The 21,871-nt window shown below is 51.4% G+C and carries 25 protein-coding genes and 1 rRNA gene; 5 read left to right on the top strand and 21 right to left on the bottom strand.

Annotation, left to right across the window (positions count from 1 at the left end; genetic code table 11):
• Positions 1-32: 32 nt before the first annotated feature.
• The 6 genes from MON40_RS10100 to MON40_RS10075 all read right to left on the bottom strand — a co-directional run bounded on the left by MON40_RS10100 (position 33) and on the right by MON40_RS10075 (position 5,382).
• Positions 33-608 (bottom strand): DUF2059 domain-containing protein, encoded by a 576-nt coding sequence (locus MON40_RS10100; RefSeq protein ID WP_003768977.1) that lies wholly within the window; start codon positions 606-608, stop codon positions 33-35.
• 20 nt (positions 609-628) lie between these two features.
• Positions 629-1,165: a DUF2059 domain-containing protein gene (locus MON40_RS10095; RefSeq protein WP_242925897.1), complete on the bottom strand. Its 537-nt coding sequence runs from the start codon at positions 1,163-1,165 to the stop codon at positions 629-631.
• A 48-nt stretch (positions 1,166-1,213) separates the two neighbouring features.
• Positions 1,214-2,239: a tetraacyldisaccharide 4'-kinase gene (gene lpxK / locus MON40_RS10090; protein ID WP_003776847.1), complete on the bottom strand. Its 1,026-nt coding sequence runs from the start codon at positions 2,237-2,239 to the stop codon at positions 1,214-1,216.
• 57 nt (positions 2,240-2,296) lie between these two features.
• Positions 2,297-3,304: an FAD:protein FMN transferase gene (locus MON40_RS10085; protein ID WP_003776849.1), complete on the bottom strand. Its 1,008-nt coding sequence runs from the start codon at positions 3,302-3,304 to the stop codon at positions 2,297-2,299.
• A 245-nt stretch (positions 3,305-3,549) separates the two neighbouring features.
• Entirely contained in the window at positions 3,550-4,626 is a 1,077-nt protein-coding gene (gene prfA, locus MON40_RS10080) for a peptide chain release factor 1 (RefSeq protein WP_003769056.1), read from the bottom strand.
• Positions 4,627-4,719: 93 nt separating this feature from the next.
• Entirely contained in the window at positions 4,720-5,382 is a 663-nt protein-coding gene (locus MON40_RS10075) for a hypothetical protein (RefSeq protein ID WP_003776854.1), read from the bottom strand.
• A gap of 233 nt (positions 5,383-5,615) precedes the next feature.
• Between MON40_RS10075 and MON40_RS10070 the strand changes: the two genes are divergently transcribed.
• Positions 5,616-5,762: a hypothetical protein gene (locus MON40_RS10070; RefSeq protein ID WP_003776856.1), complete on the top strand. Its 147-nt coding sequence runs from the start codon at positions 5,616-5,618 to the stop codon at positions 5,760-5,762.
• A gap of 6 nt (positions 5,763-5,768) precedes the next feature.
• Here the strand turns inward: MON40_RS10070 and MON40_RS10065 are convergent, their stop codons facing one another.
• Complete coding sequence (locus MON40_RS10065) at positions 5,769-7,037, bottom strand: Nramp family divalent metal transporter (protein WP_003776858.1); 1,269 nt, start codon at positions 7,035-7,037, stop codon at positions 5,769-5,771.
• A 601-nt stretch (positions 7,038-7,638) separates the two neighbouring features.
• On the opposite strand from MON40_RS10065, the gene MON40_RS10060 reads away from it, so the two are divergent.
• Complete coding sequence (locus MON40_RS10060) at positions 7,639-7,977, top strand: P-II family nitrogen regulator (RefSeq protein ID WP_003756171.1); 339 nt, start codon at positions 7,639-7,641, stop codon at positions 7,975-7,977.
• Positions 7,978-8,226: 249 nt separating this feature from the next.
• Here the strand turns inward: MON40_RS10060 and nfsB are convergent, their stop codons facing one another.
• From nfsB to MON40_RS09990, 14 genes are all read right to left on the bottom strand, one after another.
• Positions 8,227-8,877 (bottom strand): oxygen-insensitive NAD(P)H nitroreductase, encoded by a 651-nt coding sequence (nfsB, locus tag MON40_RS10055; RefSeq protein ID WP_003756174.1) that lies wholly within the window; start codon positions 8,875-8,877, stop codon positions 8,227-8,229.
• A 196-nt stretch (positions 8,878-9,073) separates the two neighbouring features.
• Complete coding sequence (tatC, locus tag MON40_RS10050; protein ID WP_039862772.1) at positions 9,074-9,850, bottom strand: twin-arginine translocase subunit TatC; 777 nt, start codon at positions 9,848-9,850, stop codon at positions 9,074-9,076.
• Positions 9,851-9,858: 8 nt separating this feature from the next.
• Positions 9,859-10,533, bottom strand: a complete 675-nt coding sequence (gene tatB, locus MON40_RS10045; protein WP_003776863.1) for a Sec-independent protein translocase protein TatB — start codon at positions 10,531-10,533, stop codon at positions 9,859-9,861.
• A 3-nt stretch (positions 10,534-10,536) separates the two neighbouring features.
• Positions 10,537-10,740: a Sec-independent protein translocase subunit TatA gene (tatA, locus tag MON40_RS10040; protein ID WP_003679438.1), complete on the bottom strand. Its 204-nt coding sequence runs from the start codon at positions 10,738-10,740 to the stop codon at positions 10,537-10,539.
• 45 nt (positions 10,741-10,785) lie between these two features.
• Positions 10,786-11,109: a histidine triad nucleotide-binding protein gene (locus tag MON40_RS10035; protein ID WP_003756181.1), complete on the bottom strand. Its 324-nt coding sequence runs from the start codon at positions 11,107-11,109 to the stop codon at positions 10,786-10,788.
• Positions 11,110-11,270: 161 nt separating this feature from the next.
• Positions 11,271-11,594, bottom strand: a complete 324-nt coding sequence (locus MON40_RS10030) for a phosphoribosyl-ATP diphosphatase (protein WP_003776865.1) — start codon at positions 11,592-11,594, stop codon at positions 11,271-11,273.
• A gap of 65 nt (positions 11,595-11,659) precedes the next feature.
• On the bottom strand, positions 11,660-12,058 hold the full coding sequence (gene hisI / locus MON40_RS10025) for a phosphoribosyl-AMP cyclohydrolase (protein WP_003776868.1): 399 nt from the start codon (positions 12,056-12,058) through the stop codon (positions 11,660-11,662).
• Between the two features lie 97 nt (positions 12,059-12,155).
• Entirely contained in the window at positions 12,156-12,923 is a 768-nt protein-coding gene (hisF, locus tag MON40_RS10020; protein ID WP_003776869.1) for an imidazole glycerol phosphate synthase subunit HisF, read from the bottom strand.
• Between the two features lie 144 nt (positions 12,924-13,067).
• A complete protein-coding gene (locus tag MON40_RS10015) occupies positions 13,068-13,385 on the bottom strand; it encodes a hypothetical protein (protein ID WP_003756197.1) in 318 nt (105 codons plus the stop codon).
• 356 nt (positions 13,386-13,741) lie between these two features.
• Entirely contained in the window at positions 13,742-14,479 is a 738-nt protein-coding gene (hisA, locus tag MON40_RS10010; RefSeq protein ID WP_003776873.1) for a 1-(5-phosphoribosyl)-5-[(5-phosphoribosylamino)methylideneamino]imidazole-4-carboxamide isomerase, read from the bottom strand.
• A 197-nt stretch (positions 14,480-14,676) separates the two neighbouring features.
• The gene (locus MON40_RS10005) at positions 14,677-15,036 is read right to left on the bottom strand and encodes a SpoIIAA family protein (protein WP_003756202.1); all 360 of its coding nucleotides are present in this window, start codon (positions 15,034-15,036) and stop codon (positions 14,677-14,679) included.
• Between the two features lie 42 nt (positions 15,037-15,078).
• Positions 15,079-15,975, bottom strand: a complete 897-nt coding sequence (locus MON40_RS10000) for a DMT family transporter (protein WP_003776876.1) — start codon at positions 15,973-15,975, stop codon at positions 15,079-15,081.
• 100 nt (positions 15,976-16,075) lie between these two features.
• Positions 16,076-16,972 carry an IS3 family transposase gene (locus MON40_RS09995; RefSeq protein ID WP_242925875.1) on the bottom strand — a complete coding sequence of 299 codons (897 nt, stop codon included), beginning with the start codon at positions 16,970-16,972 and terminating at the stop codon, positions 16,076-16,078.
• Positions 16,876-17,226: a helix-turn-helix domain-containing protein gene (locus MON40_RS09990; protein ID WP_003756443.1), complete on the bottom strand. Its 351-nt coding sequence runs from the start codon at positions 17,224-17,226 to the stop codon at positions 16,876-16,878. The genes MON40_RS09995 and MON40_RS09990 overlap by 97 nt, the downstream gene beginning before the upstream one ends.
• A 155-nt stretch (positions 17,227-17,381) precedes the next feature.
• Between MON40_RS09990 and MON40_RS09985 the strand changes: the two genes are divergently transcribed.
• From MON40_RS09985 to MON40_RS09975, 3 genes are all read left to right on the top strand, one after another.
• Positions 17,382-18,317 (top strand): hypothetical protein, encoded by a 936-nt coding sequence (locus MON40_RS09985; protein ID WP_003780385.1) that lies wholly within the window; start codon positions 17,382-17,384, stop codon positions 18,315-18,317.
• A gap of 255 nt (positions 18,318-18,572) precedes the next feature.
• Positions 18,573-19,832 carry a transcription termination factor Rho gene (rho, locus tag MON40_RS09980; RefSeq protein ID WP_003756207.1) on the top strand — a complete coding sequence of 420 codons (1,260 nt, stop codon included), beginning with the start codon at positions 18,573-18,575 and terminating at the stop codon, positions 19,830-19,832.
• 425 nt (positions 19,833-20,257) lie between these two features.
• A 16S ribosomal RNA gene (locus MON40_RS09975) occupies positions 20,258-21,798 on the top strand.
• The last annotated feature ends 73 nt before the right edge of the window (positions 21,799-21,871 follow it).

Here is a 21,871-nt window from a genome sequence, read left to right as displayed (position 1 = left end):
CTTCGCTCGTTTTCAGACGACCTTAAGCGGCATTATTTTTTCCGTGCCGGTTTGTTCGGCTGTTTGGCGCAGGCTTGGGCAGGATTTTTGCCGTTACACATGATTTGGCGGATTTCGCGCCTCAAGTTTGCGCTTTCGTTGGATTGGGTGTATTTGCCGGCAAGGATGTTCATCATCGGTTTCATCGTCGCCTCAAGATAGCGCGGCGTTTTGTCCATTATCGATTGACCTACCGCCGTGCTGTAAAAGCCAATCAATGCGTTGACTTCTTCTTGCGTATAAACCGTCTTCATGCCGTCTAAAGCGGCTTTACGCAACTGTGCGCGCACTTGCGGCGTGTTGATTTCGGCAATCGACCGGGTTGCATACTTTTTCAAGACTGCTTCCAACTGCGGACGTTTGTCTTCCGGCGCATCTTTCAAAAATTTCTGTACATTCGGATCGGAAAGCACGATGCCTTCCATGCTTTGGAAAGACTGTTCCAACAGGGCATCCATCTTCTGTACTTCAAACAGACGCTCCAGCGACGCGTCGCTGGGTGTAGCGGCAAATGCGTTGGCACATAATGCCAGCGCGGCGAAGGGTAATAACAAGGTTTTCAGTTTCATCTTTTTCTCCTGTTTAAGGTTTAGGGGGTACATTCTTCAGACAATATTTTTTTAATTTCGTTTTCAAATTCAATTAGGTAGTGTTCGCTAATTGTTTCTATTTCTTTCATATCCGCTTCGCTTGCCCCTATATTGGCGAGTTTTTTTATGAATGCCGAATTTTTCTCCACGATAGATTGTCCTACGGGAGTCTCGTAAAACGCAATCATGGCATCAATCTCTTGTTGAGTGAACTCGTCCTTGGCAACTTTTTTTATTTCTTTCATTAATTTGTTTCTAAGTTGCGGTGTGAAATAAGCTTTAAACACTTTGTTCATATAACGGTCTGACGCGGCTTGTAATTGCGGCTGCAGTTCCGGTGGATATGAGGAGATGATCGGTTGCATGAGCTGTCGGTTTTGTGCTTCCGCCATGTTGGTCAAATTTTTGAGAAAGTCGCGTTCGATATGCTGGACTTCCATCCATCTATTTAAAGACTTATCGCTTGGGGGCGCGGCTGTTGCGACGGAGCAGGCGGCAATGGCAACGAAAGTGAGCAGCAGTTTTTTCAGGTTCATAAATTTCCTTATTATTCAAAACAAACAGCAACAAAGATTCAATTGATTTCAGACGACCTGTCGGGAATCTTTCAGCCGTCCCAACACGAACGCCGCCAAATCAGGTTCGATTATCGCACAAACGGGCAAAACCCATACATGATTCAGATTGAGGTCGTCTGAAAACTTGACCGCATCTTTCTCCGTAATAATGACCGCGTCCGCATTGGGCAAATCTGCCGCTGCGATGTCGGCATGGTCGGGCAGCGCGACGGTTTGGTTCAATGTGATGCCCATGCTCCGCAATGAATCGAAAAAGCGCTCCGGCTTGGCGATACCCGCCACGGCGGCGACGGTTTGGTTTTTCAGACGGCCTGTATCCAGTATTTCAGACGGCTGGTTCAAACGGTAAATCTGTCCCGTTTCGATGCGGCTGTGAAACATGTTTTCAGACGGCGCAAACGACGCATCCGCCTTGCCGCCGCTGACGACGACCGCGTCCACCGAATCCAGCCGCGACAAAGGTTCGCGCAAACTGCCGTTGGGCAGCAAATCCAAATCCGACCGCCCCGTATCCGCCGTCGGAAACACCGCGATTTCCACATCCCGCCGCAGGGCGTAATGCTGCAAACCGTCGTCCGCCACGATCAGCCCGATGTCGGGATGCGCCGCCAGCAACGCCCCGCCTGCCTCCAAGCGGCTGCTGCCCACCGCCGTCGGCGCGCCGGTTTTACGGAACAGCAGCAAAGGCTCGTCGCCCGCATCTTCTGCACGGCTAGCGGCATTCAATACATGAACCGCCTTACTCTTGCGCCCGTAACCCCGGCTGATGATGCCGACCTTGACGCCTTTTTCCTGCAAACCCGACACCAGCGCGGCGACAATCGGCGTTTTCCCCGTCCCGCCCGCGTGGATATTGCCGACCACGACCACAGGCACGGGCAGCTTTTCGCTTTTCAGACGACCTGAAACGAAATCATCGCGCCGTTTCGCCGCAATTTTGGCAAACAGTTTGGATAAGGGTTTGAGCAGGAAAGATAAAAACGGATTGGGGCGTTGCCAATGACGTTCGATGATTTGATGGAGTTTGGGCATTCAGACGACCTTGTAGCTGCGTTTCTTTGTAGTACACCATTTTAGCGGATAAGTCGTTCAGGCTAGGGTTTCAATGCGGTTGTCGGGCATGACCAGCCAGACTTTTGCCTGTTTGGCGCGGGCTGCGGTACGGATGGCGGCTTCGTCCATGATGGAGAACGCGGTGGAGAAGGCATCGGCAACGGCGGCAGTCGGCGCCATGACGCTGACGCTGCGGTAGCGCGGTGTGGCAGTGCCGGTGCGCGGGTCGAAGAGGTGGGTGAACTTGCCGGCTTCGTCCATCACGGTACCGTAGCCACCTGAGGTGGCGAAGGCTTGGTTTTGCATGGGGATGGTCAGGAGGGTGGCTTCTTCGTTTTGAGGATTGCGGATGCCGACGTTCCATGTGCGTTGGTTGTCGGTGTCGAAGCCGCGGATTTCGCCCATATCGACGAGGGCTTGGTGGATGCCGTGTTGTTGCAGCAGGGCGGTGATTTTGTCGGTGATGTAGCCTTGGGCGATGCCGTTGAGGGATAAGCCCATGCCTTTTTGTTCGAAGAGGATGGATTTTTGGTCGAAGACGACGTGTTTGAAGCCGACAAGCTTGAGGGTGCGCCGGATGTCCGGTTCGGACGGCGGGGTTTCGGCACGCGGGTTGTGACGGAAATGGTCTGCGTAAAGGTTCCACAACACTTGGACGGTGGGGTCGAACGCGCCGTCTGTCAGGGCGTGGATGTCGCGGCAGATGCTCAACAGGGCGAGGAAATCGGGCGGCGGGTTGTTCAGACGACCTTCTTTGTTCAGTCGGTTGATGAGGCTGTCTTCGCGGTAGAGGCTGAAGATTTTTTCGAGGCGGGCGACTTCTGCGAGGACTTTGTTGACGAGGATTTCGGCTTCTTTGCGGTCAACGCCGAAAAGGCGGAGCTCGGCGCCGGAACCCAGCGCGATGCCTTTCCAAATGACGGGTTCGTCGGTAGTTGGTAACGGGGCAGGGCGGTTGCGGTTCAGGAGGAAGGGCGCGGCCGCTCCGGCGGCAGTCAGGGCGGCGATGGCGAAAAAACGGCGGCGGGTGAGCGGGGTGTTCATGGGTTGGGATGGGTCGTCTGAAAAAGGGCGGGGTGTTGGAGGACTGCGTGGAATTGGTTTATCTGAGCTTGCGTTTGAGGACGCAGGGAAGGCTTTTTAGGATAAACGTCATTTCCGCATATGATTTTTATGGTTACGGAAAGGACGGCAGGCGACGGCTGAGGCTTGATTTGCGCTGCGGCAGAACTTGTTTTCCCGCCATCAAGCCTGCCTTCACGCTTTGAAACCAAGCGTCAACCGTCCCATTAATCGCCCATTGCCGCCAGTAGCTCTGCCTGATGCTCGGCAATCAGGGCGTTGGTGATTTCTTCCAAGTCGCCGTCCATGACAAAATCCAGCTTGTGCAGGGTAAGGTTGATGCGGTGGTCGGTCACGCGGCCTTGGGGGTAGTTGTAGGTACGGATGCGTTCGCTGCGGTCGCCGCTGCCGATGAGGGATTTGCGTTCGGCGGCTTCTTTGGCTTGGGCTTCGCGTTTTTGCGCGTCGTTCAGGCGGGCAGCGAGGACTTTCATCGCTTGCGCTTTGTTGGCGTGTTGGCTGCGGCCGTCTTGGCACTCGACCACCATGCCTGTGGGCAGGTGGGTGATGCGGACGGCGGAGTCGGTTTTGTTGATGTGCTGACCGCCCGCGCCGGATGCGCGGAAGGTGTCGATGCGTAGGTCGGCGGGGTTCAACTCGATGTCTTCCAGTTCGTCCGCTTCGGGCATGACGGCAACGGTGCAGGCGGAAGTATGGATACGGCCTTGGCTTTCGGTGGCAGGGACGCGCTGCACGCGGTGGCCGCCCGATTCGAATTTCAGACGACTGTACGCGCCCAAACCGACGATACGGGCGATGACTTCTTTATAGCCGCCCAACTCGCTTTCGTTGGCGGAAACGATTTCGACCTGCCAGCGATTGCGTTCGGCGTAGCGGCTGTACATGCGCAGCAAGTCGCCTGCAAACAGCGCGGCTTCGTCGCCACCCGTTCCGGCGCGCACTTCGATGAAGATGTTTTTGTCGTCGTCGGCATCTTTGGGCAGCAGCAGTTTTTGAAGTTCGGTATCGAGCGTGTCGATTTTGGCTTTTGCCGCTTCGATTTCTTCGGCGGCAAAGTCTTTCATTTCGGGGTCGGACAGCATTTCTTCGGCATCCGCCAAGTCGCTTTGCGCCAGCTGATAGTTTTGGAACACTTCGACCACAGGCGTCAATTCGGCGTGTTCGCGCGTGAGCTTGCGGTAGTTGTCCATATCGGACGTGGCTTCGGGCTGTCCGAGGAGGTGGGTGACTTCTTCCAAACGGTCGGATAGTTGTTGTAATTTTTCGATGATGCTGGGTTTCATGTAAGTCTTTCTTTGAAGGTCGTCTGAAAGGTTTTCAGACGACCCGTTACGGATTGGCGCGGATGATAACCGATTACTTTTCCATATTGCAGATCAGTGCAGTTTGCGGGTGGTGATTTCTGCCGCTTTTTCCTTCAATACGGGGATGTAGCTGCTGTTGCGGTACATCACGACGCTTTCCTTCGGCGATGCCGCGCTGACGGCGGCCAAAATCAGCGTGTCGCCCTGTTTGTAGAAGGCGATGTCGGATTTGTGTTGCGCGAACCAGTTTTCTTGATGCTCGAAATCTGTGCCTTGCGGGGCGAGGGCTTCGAATTCTTCCCGACTCAGGCGCGGGTAGGGCGGATAGAGCGCGTCGAATTCCTTTTTCACTTGGTGGAACGTTTTTTTAGACGGTATCAGCATGATGTTTTGCAACGTGTCGTGCGTATCATCGAATTGGAAAACGATAATCGAACCGTCTGCATCGGGCATTGAGTAGGCATTGTTCATCGGAACGGACGTGCCGTTACTGTAGCCTATGGTACTGGAAGCCGCCTTAGCAAGTTGCGGATGCTTTTTTAGCGCGTCGGCCACTGTGGCTTTGCCCATGGTCAGGCCGTAGGGTGACGGATTGTCAGGATGAACGGCTTGTTTCGCCTGTGCGTCGGCGGCGGCTTTGATAGCGACACTGTTGTCGGTGCGGGTAGTTTCATTGACTTCGAAAGAACAGGCTGCCAGTATGACACAGGCTATCAGAGAATATAGGTATTTCATGGCATTTCCTTATCGTGGCCGTGCTGTTGCTTTTCGGGGGCGGACAGCATTTCTTCAGCATCCGTGGGCTATCCGAGGAGGTGGGTGACTTCTTCCAGTCGGTCGCTGAGTTGTTGTAGTTTTTCTAAGATAGACGGCTTCATAATTCTTCCATAACAAATGCCGCCGGGAGTCGTCCGCGACGGCGCGAGGAGGCGATATTATAATGGGTTTGGTTGGAAATTCAAAAGGATATGGCGGAGTTTCTGATGGGCTGCGGCGATGTCGGTTTGCTTTGCGGCATCGGTTTGACGTTCGTCCCTTCGTTTGAACATTTTGCTATACATAACAAAAGGTCGTCTGAAAACCAAAATCCGGTTTTCAGACGACCTTTGTTTTGATTGGGCTTACTTAGGTGCAGCCAAGATACCTGTCAGGTTCAGCAGGAACAAAACCGTAAATCCGGTCAGGTAAATCAAGCCGAGGATGGCGAGGAGGTCCATGCCTGCCGTCAGTTTGTGGCGTTTGTCGCCTTTGACGAGGCGGTAGTTCAGCCAAGCGAACACTGGGGCAGAAACGAAGGCGGTAATCATGGCGAATTTGAGCAGCTCCGCCATCGCGCTGTTGAACCAGAAAATCACTGCCAAGCCCGTACCTGCGACCCAAACATTCCAGGCAAAGAGTTCGACGTTGCCCGTTTTGTCTTTGCCGCGCAGCAGGCGCACCGGCTCAGCAATCGCACGCGCGTAGCCGTCCACTACGGTAATCGTCGTGCCGTACATGCAGGCGAAGGCGATGAATGCAACCATCGGACGCGACCAATCGCCGATGGTGACGGCGTACATATTGATCAGTTGACCGACGTATTTGCCGCCCGCCATCTGCACTGCTTCGCCGTTGCCGTACTGCACATACGCGCCCAAGGCGAGGAAGACGACCGCCAACACTGCGCTAGTGATGTAGCCGACGTTGAAATCGAAAATACCGTCGCGGTAGCTGGAAGGATTGATGCGTTGTTTTTCCGTTACCCACAGCGAGTTGATGGCAGAAATTTCAATTGGCGCCGGCATCCAGCCCATCAGCGCGATTAAGAAGCCCAAGCCTGCCAGTGTCCATGGGGTAGGCTCGATAAAGTCGGGTTTCATCTGCATGCCGCGCGACATGGCGATGGCGGCGGCGGCGACTGTGGCGATTGTCAGGCTGACGATGATGATTTTGGAAACGTTGTCCAAGGCTTTGTAGCGTCCGCTTGCCAAGATAATCAGGCAGGAAGCCATAATCAGCGCGGAGATTGCGCCGACATTCAGTGTCAGCGAAGGAATCGCCATTTTGACGATGGCGGCGGTCACGATGGCGACCGCACCCGCGTTAATCGTTGCTGAGATAACGCACAAAATCAGGAATACCCACAAATAAACGCGGCTTTTCTCCGCATAGCCTTCAATCAGGCTTTTGCCCGTATCCAGCGTGTAATGCGCGCTGAAACGGAAAAACGGATATTTGAAGAGGTTGGTCAAAATGATAATCAACGCAAGCTGCCAGCCGTAAAGCGCACCCGCCTGCGTCGAGGCAATCAGGTGCGAACCGCCGACCGCCGCCGAAGCCATCATGATTCCGGGCCCCAGCGCATTGATTTTGCTTTTCCAAGTCGAAGCGTGTGTATGTTGTTCAGACATCTATTCTCTCCGTCTTTTTCAGACGACCTTCACAAAAAAAGGCATATTTTAACGTAAATCAAAATCCTGAATGGTGAATATTGGAAAACATTATGCTGAATTTTGGATAAAAAATACTAATCAAATAAAAAAATAGGATATTCAGGAAATTTTATGCCTAAAAACCTTTTTCAGACGACCTTGTATCGCTTTTTATTCCTGTTTGTCCATGTTAAAAGGGATGTGTTGGAAAATGGGCGGAAGCCGATGACAAGCGCGCCATAGCGGTTTCGTTAGGGTTTCACTATAATATTCAACCTGTTCTACGCTAGGATGGGCAGGCGGTTCGGTCTATATAGTGGATTAAATTTAAATCAGGACAAGGTGACGAAGCCGCAGACAGTACAGATAGTACGGAACCGATTCACTTGGTGCTTCAGCACCTTAGAGAATCGTTCTCTTTGAGCTAAGGCGAGGCAACGCCGTACTGGTTTAAAGTTAATCCACTATATTGTGTAAAAAATGGAAGCAAGGCTGCATTTGGGCTGATTCAACGTTTTATCCAAACCGGATTGGTTGAGGGTCGAACGCTATGCCATCCTGAAATTTAAGGAAAAATATCATGAAAAAAATCGAAGCTGTGATTAAGCCGTTTAAATTGGACGATGTCCGTGAAGCTCTGACAGAAATCGGGATAAGCGGCATGACGGTTAGCGAGGTTAAAGGTTTCGGCCGTCAGAAAGGGCATACCGAAATTTACCGCGGCGCGGAGTATGCGGTTGATTTTCTGCCAAAAGTCAAAGTCGAGCTGGTGTTGGCAGATGAAGATGTGGAACGCGCCATCGATATCATTGTAGAGACTGCGCGGTCGGGAAAAATTGGCGACGGCAAGATTTTTGTGCTGCCGGTTGAAGAAGTGATTCGGATACGGACGGGCGAACGCGCGGAAGCGGCGATTTAATCTTATCGTTGCCGCGATTGGTTGATATAGTGGATTAAATTTAAATCAGGACAAGGCGACGAAGCCACAGACAGTACAGATAGTACGGAACCGATTCACTTGGTGCTTCAGCACCTTAGAGAATCGTTCTCTTTGAGCTAAGGCGAGGCAACGCCGTACCGGTTTAAAGTTAATCCACTATACAAATAAGGTCGTCTGAAATCCTGCATTGTCGGGTTTCAGACGACCTTGTTTTTGTTTCTATCGGGTTTAGATTTTGGTGAAGATGACTTCGTTTTCAAAACGCGATTTGGGCAGCGCGGCGTTGAAATCGTCTGCGGCACGGTAGCCGAAGGAGACGACGGCGACAGCTTTGTAGCCTTTTTCAGTCAAACCGAATTCCTCATTCAAAACCTGCAAATCGACGCCTTCCATCGGCACGGCGTCGATGCCTGCTGCGGCAGCGGCGAATAGGGTGAAGCCCATGTTGAGATAGACTTGTTTGGCAAGCCATTGCTCTTCATCTTGGAATTGGTTGCGGTGGATGCCCAAGAACAGGCGGCGGGTGGAATCGCCTGCCTGCTTGGCTTCTTCCGTGGCGAAACGTCCGTCTTTGTCCTCTTGCGCCAATACGGCGGCGACATAATCATCGTCGGCACAAACGCGGGCGGCGAAAACGACGACGTGGGAGGCATGAGTAATTTTCGGGGTGTTGTAAGGGAGTTTTTCGGTGGATTTGGCAATGCGCGCTTTGCCAGCTTCGTCATCGGCGATGATAAAGTGCCACGGCTGCATATTGACGCTGGAGGGGCTGTTGCGCAGGGCGGCTTCGATATGGGCGAAGTCTTCGGCAGCGATTTTTTTGGACGGGTCGAAAGACTTGGTGCTGTATCGTTGGCGGACAATTTCTGTGATGTTCATGAGGTGTTTCCTGTTTTTAGGATGGAAACGGGGATTATAGAGGGGTCGTCTGAAAGGGGCAATTCAGGAAATTGGTGAGGATTTCGGTATAAGGTCGGTAAAACGCAAACGCTGGCGTATGAAAAAGGTCGTCTGAAACGGGATGTTCTGTTTCAGACGACCTTTTTTCCTTTGCAAGCTATATCCGCAGGCTGATTTAAGTTTCTGCGGGCGGAAGGGGTGGGCGTTCGTCGGTTTCTTCCGATTTGGGTTTGATAAAGCGGCTGCACCAAATACCTGCTTCGTAAAGCAAGATAAGCGGGACGGCAAGCAGGGTTTGGGAAATCACGTCCGGCGGGGTAATAATGGCGGCAACGACGAATGCGCCGACAATGACGTAGGGTCGTGCGTTTTTGAGTTGTTCGGTGGTCACAACGCCGATTTTGGCGAGCAGGACGACGACGACGGGGACTTCGAAAGTCGTGCCGAATGCGACGAACATGCCCAAAATAAAGGACAGGTATTTGTCGATGTCGGTCGCCATGTTGACGCCGACGGGGGTAATGCCCGCGAGGAATTTAAAGATAACTGGGAAAACGAGGTAGTAGGCAAACGCCATACCGACAAAAAACAGGCTGACGCTGGAGAGGACGAGCGGGGTAATCAGGCGTTTTTCGTTTTGGTAGAGGGCGGGCGCGACGAATGCCCAGATTTGGTAGAGCGTGTGCGGCAGGGAAACGAGGAATGCCGCCATCAGCGTCACTTTCACCGGTACAAAAAACGGCGCGATGACGTCGGTGGCAATCATGCTGGTGTCTTTGGGAAGATTCACCATCAATGGTTCGGCAACGAAGGTATAAAGCTGCTGGGCAAACGGCATCATGCCGAGAAAGCAGACGACGATGCCGATGACGATCCACATCAGGCGGCGGCGCAGCTCGATAAGGTGTTCGATAAGAGGTTGGACGGGTTGTTCGTTTTGAGGTTCGGACACCGGTTTACTCACTTTTTACGGACGCGAAGTTTGGGTTTGGCATGAAATTTCGGGCGCAGGTCGCGCTTGCGGTTCATCGCTTGTTTTTTGAGGGAAGTGATATGCAGCACGGGCGCGTCTGCGGAAGTGTTGATATAGCTGACTTCTACGGCATTGGACACCGGAGCGGCGCTGCCGGTCAGGTATTCGCGCCAAGCGCGGTCTTGTTCGGATTCTGCAGGCATGTCGGTTTCGACGGCATCCGTCGGATTGCCTGCTTGCGCCATAGCGTTTTCAGACGACGTGGAAACAGCCGGGTCGTCTGAAACTTCCGTGCTTAACGAAGGAAGCGGGTTGCCGTGTTCATCCAAACCGAAATCGGCAGGCGTGCGTTGCGCCGGCAGGCGTTCCCAAGGTTTGAGTCCGTCGGAAATGTCGTGCAGGTTGTCCTGCATATCCGTACCGGTTTCTTTGAGGCTGTCGCGCACTTGTGCGGCGGCGGCTTCAAATTCCTGTTTGGCTTTGCGCAGCTCTTCCAATTCGACTTGGGTGTTGAATTCCTGCTTGACGCTGCTGACGAGGCGTTGCAGTTTGCCGATAAGCCGTCCGGCGGCACGGGCGGTTTCGGGCAGACGCTCGGGGCCGAGTACAATCAGGGCGACGATGCCGACTAAAAGCAGCTCGCCCAAACCGAAATCAAACATAGATTATGCTTTGTCTTCGTCTTTTTTGTGTTCGATGACTTCGTCTTTTTTGGCATCTTTGCCGTCGGTACCTTCATTCAGACCTTGTTTGAAGTCATGCACGGCACCACCGAGGTCTTTGCCGACGTTGCGCAGTTTTTTGGTACCGAAAACCAAAACAACGATGATTAATACGATAATCCAGTGCCACAGAGAGAAGCTACCCATAATAAATCCTTGATATAGTTGAAAATGGATGGTGGGAATGTTGGTTTACGCAGGCGTACCCATGATGTGGATATGCAGGTGGAACACTTCCTGCCCGCCGCCTTTGCCTGTATTGATCAGGGTTTTGAAGCCGTCGGTCAAACCTGCCGCTTTGGCGATTTGAGGGACTTTCAACATCATTTTGCCCAAGAGGGTTTGATGTTCGGGCGCGGCGTGTGCCAGCGAGTCGAAATGGACTTTCGGAATCAGCAGCAGATGAACCGGCGCGGCGGGACGGATATCTTTGAAGCACAACATCTCGTCGTCTTCGTACACGGTTTGCGCCGGAATGTCTTTGGCGGCGATTTTACAGAAAATACAGTTGTCCATAATGGCTCCGAGGTCGTCTGAAAACGAGCGCAGCGAGTTTCGCTAAAACGAGTGCAACGAGTTTCGCTAAAACGAGAGAATAGAGTTTCGCTAAAACGAGTGCAGCGCGTTTCGTCAAACAGACGGCAGAAAAACGAATAAGGTCGGATTGTAATATAAATTCAAGACTCTTTGCGAGAGGCTTTTTCCGCCAAGCCTGATAAACCTTGACGGCGCGCAAGCTCGTTGACGACATCTTCGGCGCGCAAACCATGGTGCGCCAAGAGAACCATAGTGTGAAACCATAAGTCGGCCACTTCGTAAACGAGGTGTTCGCCGCCGCCGTCTTTCGAAGCCATCAGCACTTCGCCCGCTTCTTCGATGACTTTTTTGAGGATTTTGTCTTCGCCTTTGTGCAGAAGCTGGGCGACATAGGAAGCTTCGGGGTCGCCGCCTTTACGCGAGTCGATGGTGTTTTGGATGGCGGTGAGGATGGAGTCGGTCATGAGGGGCTTTCTTAATTTAATTTCAGACGGCCAAGGTGAAACGGCCGTTTCGTTGGCGGTTCGCTCTAAGGGTGTTTATGCCCGTAAATCGCCTCTTCGTCTTTCAGCACTGCATCAACCGTCTGCCATGCACCGTCTTTCCAGACTTTGTAGAAACAGCTTTCGCGTCCCGTATGGCAGGCGATGCCGCCGTTTTGGTCTATCAGCATCACGATGGCGTCGCCGTCGCAGTCGAGGCGTAATTCGTACACCTTTTGCGTGTGCCCTGATTCTTCGCCCTTCATCCATTGTTTTTGGCGCGAGCGGCTGTAATAGTGGGCGAAACCGGTTTCTACGGTTTTTTGCAGGGCTTCGGCGTTCATCCATGCGACCATCAATACGCGGCGGGTCTGCCTATCTTGGGCAATGGCGCAGACCAAGCCTTTTTCATCGAATTTGACGGCTTCGAGCAGGCTGTTATCCATATTCGGTATCCTTATTTATTTTGGCGAAACTTACTGCGCTCGTTTTGGCGAAACTCGTTACACTCGTTCAGACGACCTTGAGTCAATCAAGTTCAACTTACAGACGCACTTCGATTCCGGCTTCACGCATGGCGAGCTTCGCATCGCGGATACTGACTTCGCCGAAGTGGAAAATACTGGCGGCAAGCACGGCATCGGCTTTACCTTCTTTGATGCCGTCAATCAGATGCTGAACATTGCCGACGCCGCCGGAAGCGATGACGGGAATATCGACTGCTTCGCTGACAGCGCGGGTCAGCGGCAGGTTGAAGCCTTGTTTCGTGCCGTCCCTGTCCATGCTGGTGAGCAGGATTTCGCCCGCGCCACGACGCTGCATTTCAACCGCCCATTCGACTGCGTCCAAGCCCGTCGGCGTGCGCCCGCCGTGGGTAAAAATTTCCCAGCGGGTGTTTTCGGGATTGACGGCTTTGGCATCGACGGCGACGACGATGGCTTGCGAACCGAAAAATCCGGCGGCTTCGTTGACTAAATCGGGATTGGTAACGGCAGCGGTGTTGATGCTGGCTTTGTCCGCACCGGCATTGAGCAGGCGGCGGATGTCGGCTACGGTGCGTACACCACCGCCGACGGTCAGCGGAATGAAAACCTGTGAGGCAACGTCTTCGATGACGTGCAAAATGGTGTCGCGGTTGTCGGAGGAGGCAGTGATGTCGAGGAAGGTCAGCTCGTCCGCACCTTCGTCGTTGTAGCGTTTGGCGACATCGACGGGATTGCCAGCATCGCGCAAACCGAGAAAGTTTACGCCTTTGACGACGCGGCCGTCTTTGACGTCGAGACAGGGGATGATGCGTTTTGCCAGTGCCATTTTGAATGCCTTTCCAAATCTAGGAATGAGGTCGTCTGAAAGTGGGCGCAGCGGGTTTCGCTAAAACCCATACAACGGATTCCACCCAAACGGACAATCCGTTTCAGACGACTTTTCAAATCATTGATACCGGCAAGGCAGGTGTCACGCCAGCCAGTTGTGCACCCATTTGGGCAGGTGTTGGAGCAGTTGGAAATAGCCGACGCCTGCAATGGCGGCGAATACGCAGGAAGTCATAAAGCTGCCGCTGAAGCGTCCGACGATATAAAACACTGTGCTGGCAAATGCCCATAACGCGCCGTTAAACACCATCCAATAGGTGTCGATCATCGGCATATCGAACGCGGAAAGCTGGCGGACGAGGATGGCGATAATGGTAAATCCCAAACCTTCGCTGACGGCGCGTACGTTGCGGCCGGACGACCAGATAATCCAAAAGCCCAAAATAAATGCTTCAAACATGAAATACCCCTTGAAAAGTAAATAAAACTAGTGAGTGTGGGATGGTGAGTCCCAAACAATATTCGGCGGTCTGCCGCCTTTTATTGTGAAGAAAAATGGACGAACCCATCTTTTGTCCTGCCTGTGAAGACAGGACAACAATGAAGGCAAACAGGTTCAACCGATTATTTTGTATCTTCGCCCCGCTATATTGTTTGAAAACGGCGGGACAAGTGAGTAAGAAAACATAGGTCATTTCAGACGACCTGGATGGTTGTTTTTAAATAAGGTCGTCTGAAAACGAGCGCAGCGAGTTTCGCTAAAATGAGTGTAACGAATTTCGTCAAAACGAGTGCGGCGGGTTCCGCCAATACAACTTATGCCAGCGAATCCGCCAGCTGCTGCGCTTGGGAAAAATCAATACTGCCCTCGTAAATCGCACGACCGGTAATCGCACCCGCCACGCCGTGTTTCTCAACGGCACACAAAGCGCGGATGTCGTCCAAATTGGTCAATCCGCCCGATGCGATAACCGGAATGGCGACAGCTTGCGCCAGTTTGACGGTTGCGTCGATGTTCACGCCGCTCATCATGCCGTCGCGGCCGATGTCGGTGTAAATAATGCTGTTGACGCCGTCGTCTTCAAAACGTTTCGCCAAATCAATCACATGATGTTCGGTTACGGTCGCCCAGCCGTCTATCGCCACCATGCCGTCTTTGGCATCCAACCCGACGATAATCTGCCCGGGAAATATTTTGCACGCCTCGCGCACGAAGTCGGGATTTTTTACCGCCGCCGTACCGATAATGACGTCGTTCAATCCCAAATCCAAATATTTTTCAATGGTTTCCAAATCGCGTATCCCGCCGCCCAGTTGTACGGGAATGTCTTTGGCAACGGCAGCGAGGATGTCCTTGATAGCAGGAAAATTTTGCGGAACACCGGCAAATGCGCCGTTCAAATCCACCAAATGCAAACGGCGCGCGCCTTGCTTGAACCAATGCAGCGCAGTTTCGGCGGGCGAATCGGAAAACACCGTCGCCTGCTCCATCAAACCTTGTTTCAGGCGCACGCAGCGACCTTCTTTTAAATCGATTGCGGGAATCAGCAGCATGGGAATCCTATCCTTATGTGGAGTGTATTTTACACAAATTATCGAGTTTTAGCATATTTAAATGAAAAAACGTCATTGATAACACTAAAACGGGGCTATTTTGTGTGTATTTTGCATGTTTCAGACGACCCCTTCCGAGAGAAATTCAGAAGGTGAAAAGGGCGGGATGCTATTTCGACTGTTTCAGCCCTTCATTTTTATTGCCTGAAATTGCTTGCCAACAGCCATTCTTGTGCCTTAGTGGCATCGTCAAAATATTTCGGATGTTGGTTGGTCAACAGGCTGGAGAGGCGGGCGCCGAGTTTGATCCAAATGTCGTCTGTAATGACAGCGACGCGGCCGAAGTCGTTTTCATGTTGATTGAGGAATTTGATTTGCTCCATCGCCATATCGATTGTGAAATCTTTCAGCATGGACAAATCCAAAAGGACGTCGGGTAAGTGGATTTTTTGTTTGCTTTCCAATAAGGCAGCTTCAAGCTGGCGGAAATCGTCGAGGGTAAATTCGTTGTACAGCGCCACATTCAAACCGTAAGACTGCTCGCGGATGGAAATCATCGTACTCTCCTTTTTATATGATGTTAATGATGAGGTTGATGGTCAGCTTGTTTTGGTAAGCCACTTTTTAATCGAAACCGGCCGGATGCTGCTTAATATGCCGCTTGTGACAATAATAATCATACCAAAGGTTTCCTGCCAAGTGACGGTATCGCCCAAAAATATCGTGCCTGATAGGGCGGAAAAGACGACGGTCAGATAAGAAAGAGAGGCGACGGTGAATTTGTTGCCGACTTTATAGGCGCGGGTCATGGAAAGTTGGGCAAGCATGGCGGCAAGCCCGATGCAGAAAAGATAGGGCAGGGCGGAGAGGGGAATGCTGTGCCAGCCGGTCAAAGTTGCCCAAACCGATGCCATAACGACGCCGGTTATCGAAAAATAAAACACTACCCGCCAACCCGGCTCGCCGAGCAATGACAGTTCGCGTACCTGCAAATACGCCCAACCTGACATGGCTCCGCCCGCCAAGCCTGCCAATGCGGCGATTTCCTGTCCGCCTTTGAACGAAGGGTTCAGCAGCAGGACGACACCGAAAAAGCCAAATAACAAAACTGCCTGCGTATAAAACGCGATCCGCTCTTTCAGGATAAAAAATGAAAATACCGCCAGAAAAATCGAGGAGGTGTAGCTTAAGGTTACCCCCGTTGCCAGTGGCAGGTGCATGACGGCATAAAACAGACAAAACATGGCGGCTGTACCGACAACGCTGCGGTTGAGGTGGGTTTTCCAATGTGGTGTGGCAAAGGTGTCGCCGCGTGCTTTTGCCATTATGCCTAATACGACGGCAGCAAAACTCATGCGCCAAAATACCAGTTCGCCACTGTTGAAACCGAATTTTGCTGCCGCGGCTTTGATGCACACGTTCATGACGGTAAAACCGAGTGCGGCAACAATCATCCATGCAGAACCGAGAGGGTCTTTGGGTGTGGGTGTAGTCATTTATCAAACTTCCAAAGAAGAAAGGGGTGTGTGGTTATAAATGGGGTCGTCTGAAAAGATTGAACTGGCCCCCAAATCTTGGACGCTCATAAAAGCCTATTCAGGCGCTCTGTGCAAGCTGGGTTCTGTATGCGACAGGACTCAGCTTTTTCAATTTCAAACTGCAACGCTCCCGGTTGTAGTAATCCATATAGTCATCTATCTGCTTCATCAATTCATCTACCGTCAATTCACCTGCGTTATAGAAACACTCCGTCTTCAACACCGCAAAGAAGCTTTCCATCGGCGCATTGTCCCAACAGTTCGCCTTTCGCGACATGCTTTGAACCATGGAATGCTCCGCAAGCAATTCCCTATACCCCGCCGTACGGTACAGCACACCTTGGTCCGAATGAAGCATCGTTCCTTTATCAGTCAGACGGGGGGCGGCTTTTTCGAGCATTTCCTTCACCATTTCGCTGTCGGCTCTGCGGCTCATGGCGTAGGCGACGATCTCGCGGTTGAACAAGTCCAAGATTGGCGAGAGGTACAGTTTGCCGTCCTTTCCTTTGAGTTCGGTAACGTCGGTCAGCCATTTTTCGTTGGGCTTTTCAGCTTTGAATAGGCGTTTGAGGAGGTGCTCCGATATCTCGCCCATGGCGGGATGGCGGTAGGCTTTTTTCGCCCGTATGAGGGCTTTCAGTTCCAACTGCTTCATCAACCGCGCCACTTTTTTGCGGTTCCAATCTAATGCGGCGGCAATGCGCCTTTGTCCGTAGCGTCCTTTATGCCGCCGGTAGGTTTCGACAAGGAGTGCTTTGTCGGCTGCGTCGGGATCGGGTCGGTCTTGGTGATGGTAGTAAAAGCTGCTTTTGGGCAGGTTTGCGATGTGCAGCAGGTATTTGAGCGGGTGTTGCGCCCTCAGTGTTTGGACGGTTTGGCTTTGTCCTTTTCGGTCTGTTTTTGGCTGAGGGCTTTTAACTCCTTTAGGTAGGCGACCTCTGCGCGCATATAGCACAACTCTTCGATAAGCTCTGCCTGCGTTTTTTCTTGGTCGGGTTTGTCGGCGATGAAGGGGTTTTTGCGGTGTTGGGGCATGGTTTTGGATTGGGGATGTTCGAGTGCGCCGATACCGCCTTCTTGATAGGCGCGTATCCATCGTCTCAGGTGGGTTCGGGAAATGCCGTAGTGGTCTGCGGTACGCTGTTGGCTGCGTATATGCAGGTAGTGGAGTACGGCTTGGTATTTGAAGTGTAATGTATATTTGCTCATAAAAAAACTGCACCTTGTGAGTTGGAGGGGATGTCCAACTTTTGGGGTGCAGTTCAGATTTCAGACGACCTATTGTCAAAAAGGCTCAATAAATAAACCTATGTTTTATGATATAATGATAATTTTTCTCATTCATAAACTTGGAAATTATTTTTATGGAAACTTCGCAACCTACGCAACATATTGCTGTACCTAATAGCCCCGTTAATCAACCCAAACGTTTGCGTGCAAGTGAAGGGGTAAATTGGTTTGCCGAATCATGGCGTATTTTTAATAAATACAAATTAAAATGGATAGGGGCAATGGTTTTGTTCTTCCTTATCCCGATTGCTTTGGGTTTGTTGTCCAGCTATGCAGCAGAAGGCAGCCAGCCTATGACCTTCAATCAATTGTCCTTAGGTATAGTCATACGCGAAGTGATCATCAATCTGTTTGTATATTGGGGAAGCTATTGTTTCCTAGGTGGTATTGTGCTGCTGGCACATCAAACCGCAAAAGGTGCGAATTTTAACTTTGGTAGTTTGTTTGCAGGTTTTTCAACTAAAAAGATCGGTTCGTTCCTAGTTCTTATGCTGATGAGTATAGTTGCGATACTGCTTCTTGCGTTGGTTGCTGTTATTCCTATCATGTTGCTTACGAAAGGAAATCTCTCTGCTCTAGAGATGTTGCCGATGGGGGAGTCACTTGTGTTCATTATAATGCTGATGGTCATTAGCATTGGTTCTATGATGTTTTGGTTGACTCCTGCTTTGGTCATGTTGGAGGATATCAGACCAGTTGCCGCCATTAAGGTTAGCTTAAATGCCTGTTTTCGCAATATCCCTGCGTTTCTGGTATATAGCTTGATTTGGTTTGGCGTTATTATGGCATTTGGGTTGGCAATGACATTATTTGCTATACCAATTATTTTTGTATTGGGTGTAGGAGGACAACTGTTAGGCGCAGGAGGGGAACAGCAAATATGGGAAGTTTTCATTTTTCTTACAATTTTGTCTGGTTCTGTCTTCACAGTTCCTTATTCTATGATGGCAATCGGTCTATACACCTCATATCACAGCATCTTCCCCGAGGGTTATCTGAACAAACGCTAAATAGCAGAAGGATTATTATTGCTTTATAACAGGTCGTCTGAAACGTATTTTTCAGACGACTTTTTCAATTCAATGTTACCAGTCATGCAACAAAACCTATGCCATACAAACCTTGCCCTGCCTAAATTTGACACCCGCCCTCCGACTGCCTACAATTCAGGTTTCTCAAAAATCATCGTACGTTCCGTACACTATTCTTTTCAGACGACCTCTGTCTTCCGAATCCCATTCTTTCCAATACAACTGTCAAAAATCATGCACGTTTCAGAACTACAAACCCTACACATTTCCAAACTCTTGGAAATGGCAGAAGAACACGGCATTGAAAACGCCAACCGTTTCCGCAAACAAGACCTCGTATTTGCCATCGTCCGCCAAATGATGAAGCAGGGCGAAAGCTTTACCTGTTCAGGTACGCTCGAAATCCTGCCCGACGGCTTCGGCTTTTTACGCAGCGCGGACACTTCCTACCTCGCGGGTCCCGACGATATCTACGTCTCACCCACGCAAATCCGCCGCTTCAACCTGCATACGGGCGACACCATTGAAGGCAGCGTACGCGTACCCAAAGACAACGAACGCTATTTCGCCCTCGTCCGCCTCGACAGCATCAACGGCGATCATCCCGAAGTCTGCAAACACAAAATCCTCTTCGAAAACCTCACCCCGCTTTTCCCTACCAAACAATTCAAACTCGAGCGCGACATTAAAGCCGAAGAAAACCTTACCGGCCGTGCTATTGATTTAGTGTCCCCCATCGGCCGCGGACAACGCGCCCTGTTGGTTGCACCGCCGAAAACCGGTAAGACCGTGATGCTGCAAAACATCGCCCACGCGATTACCGCCAACTATCCCGATGTCGAACTCATTGTCTTGTTGATTGACGAACGTCCGGAAGAGGTTACCGAAATGAGCCGTTCCGTGCGCGGCGAAGTAGTTTCCTCCACCTTCGACGAACCGGCGCAGCGCCATGTCCAAGTGGCGGAAATGGTGATTGAAAAAGCCAAGCGCATGGTCGAACACAAAAAAGACGTGGTCATCCTGCTTGATTCGATTACCCGTCTCGCCCGCGCCTACAATACCGTTGTACCCACTTCCGGCAAAATCCTGACCGGCGGCGTAGATGCCAATGCCCTCCACCGCCCCAAACGCTTCTTCGGCGCAGCGCGCAATGTAGAAGAAGGCGGCTCGCTCACCATTATTGCGACCGCTTTGGTAGAAACCGGCAGCCGCATGGACGACGTGATTTACGAAGAATTTAAAGGTACGGGCAATATGGAGTTGCATCTCGACCGCCGCATGGCGGAAAAACGCCTGTTTCCCGCCATCAACATCAACAAATCCGGCACACGCCGCGAAGAATTGTTGGTGCCGAACGACCAGTTGCAGCGCATGTGGCTCTTGCGCAAATTCCTGCATCCGATGGACGAAATTGAGGCGACCGAATTTTTGGTGGGCAAACTCAAAGACTCCAAAAACAATGATGAGTTTTTTGAATTGATGCGTGGTAAATAGTGACAAAGGTCGTCTGAAAGGGATTTCAGACGACCTTTACTGTTGATTGAGTTTGGTTTGAGAATATTTTGAAATAAAAGTCTTTGTATTTCAGGTTGTTGTTAGGTTTTGTGGAATTTTTTGTTGTTTAGGAGTTGACGGTTTTTGAGGGGAGGGGTATAGTTCGGTTCTTCGCTGCTTCGGCGGTGACTGAACGAACAGGTAAGTATATCACAGTTGATCTGATTTTTCGAGGTTTTAAGAAAAGTTTTGATTGACAATGAGATGAAATGCTTTATAATTCGTTTTCGCTCTTTAACAAAACAGATTACCGATAAGTGTGAGTGCGACAGCCTCACACTGTTTGAAAGACAGACAAGATGATGTTTTAGACATTGTCCTGTTGGTTTCTTTGAAGCAGACCAGAAGTTAAAAAGTTAGAGATTGAACATAAGAGTTTGATCCTGGCTCAGATTGAACGCTGGCGGCATGCTTTACACATGCAAGTCGGACGGCAGCACAGAGAAGCTTGCTTCTTGGGTGGCGAGTGGCGAACGGGTGAGTAACATATCGGAACGTACCGAGCAGTGGGGGATAACTAATCGAAAGATTAGCTAATACCGCATATATTCTGAGGAAGAAAGCAGGGGACCATTTGGCCTTGCGCTGTTTGAGCGGCCGATATCTGATTAGCTAGTTGGTGGGGTAAAGGCCTACCAAGGCGACGATCAGTAGCGGGTCTGAGAGGATGATCCGCCACACTGGGACTGAGACACGGCCCAGACTCCTACGGGAGGCAGCAGTGGGGAATTTTGGACAATGGGCGCAAGCCTGATCCAGCCATGCCGCGTGTCTGAAGAAGGCCTTCGGGTTGTAAAGGACTTTTGTCAGGGAAGAAAAGGGCGGGGTTAATACCCCTGTCTGATGACGGTACCTGAAGAATAAGCACCGGCTAACTACGTGCCAGCAGCCGCGGTAATACGTAGGGTGCGAGCGTTAATCGGAATTACTGGGCGTAAAGCGGGCGCAGACGGTTACTTAAGCAGGATGTGAAATCCCCGGGCTCAACCTGGGAACTGCGTTCTGAACTGGGTGACTAGAGTGTGTCAGAGGGAGGTAGAATTCCACGTGTAGCAGTGAAATGCGTAGAGATGTGGAGGAATACCGATGGCGAAGGCAGCCTCCTGGGATAACACTGACGTTCATGCCCGAAAGCGTGGGTAGCAAACAGGATTAGATACCCTGGTAGTCCACGCCCTAAACGATGTCGATTAGCTGTTGGGCAGCATGACTGCTTAGTAGCGAAGCTAACGCGTGAAATCGACCGCCTGGGGAGTACGGTCGCAAGATTAAAACTCAAAGGAATTGACGGGGACCCGCACAAGCGGTGGATGATGTGGATTAATTCGATGCAACGCGAAGAACCTTACCTGGTCTTGACATGTACGGAACCCTCCAGAGACGGAGGGGTGCCTTCGGGAGCCGTAACACAGGTGCTGCATGGCTGTCGTCAGCTCGTGTCGTGAGATGTTGGGTTAAGTCCCGCAACGAGCGCAACCCTTGTCATTAGTTGCCATCATTAAGTTGGGCACTCTAATGAGACTGCCGGTGACAAGCCGGAGGAAGGTGGGGATGACGTCAAGTCCTCATGGCCCTTATGACCAGGGCTTCACACGTCATACAATGGTCGGTACAGAGGGTAGCCAAGCCGCGAGGTGGAGCCAATCTCACAAAACCGATCGTAGTCCGGATTGCACTCTGCAACTCGAGTGCATGAAGTCGGAATCGCTAGTAATCGCAGGTCAGCATACTGCGGTGAATACGTTCCCGGGTCTTGTACACACCGCCCGTCACACCATGGGAGTGGGGGATACCAGAAGTAGGTAGGGTAACCGCAAGGAGCCCGCTTACCACGGTATGCTTCATGACTGGGGTGAAGTCGTAACAAGGTAGCCGTAGGGGAACCTGCGGCTGGATCACCTCCTTTCTAGAGAAAGAAGAGGTTGTCGCATTCACACTTATCGGTAAACTGTAGAAGATGCGGAAAAATGCTTGAGTGA

Source organism: Neisseria macacae ATCC 33926 (assembly GCF_022749495.1).
GTDB classification, from domain to species: Bacteria; Pseudomonadota; Gammaproteobacteria; order Burkholderiales; family Neisseriaceae; genus Neisseria; species Neisseria macacae.
Note: the sequence above shows the minus strand (reverse complement) of the source record. Positions and strands in the feature narration are given on the sequence as shown.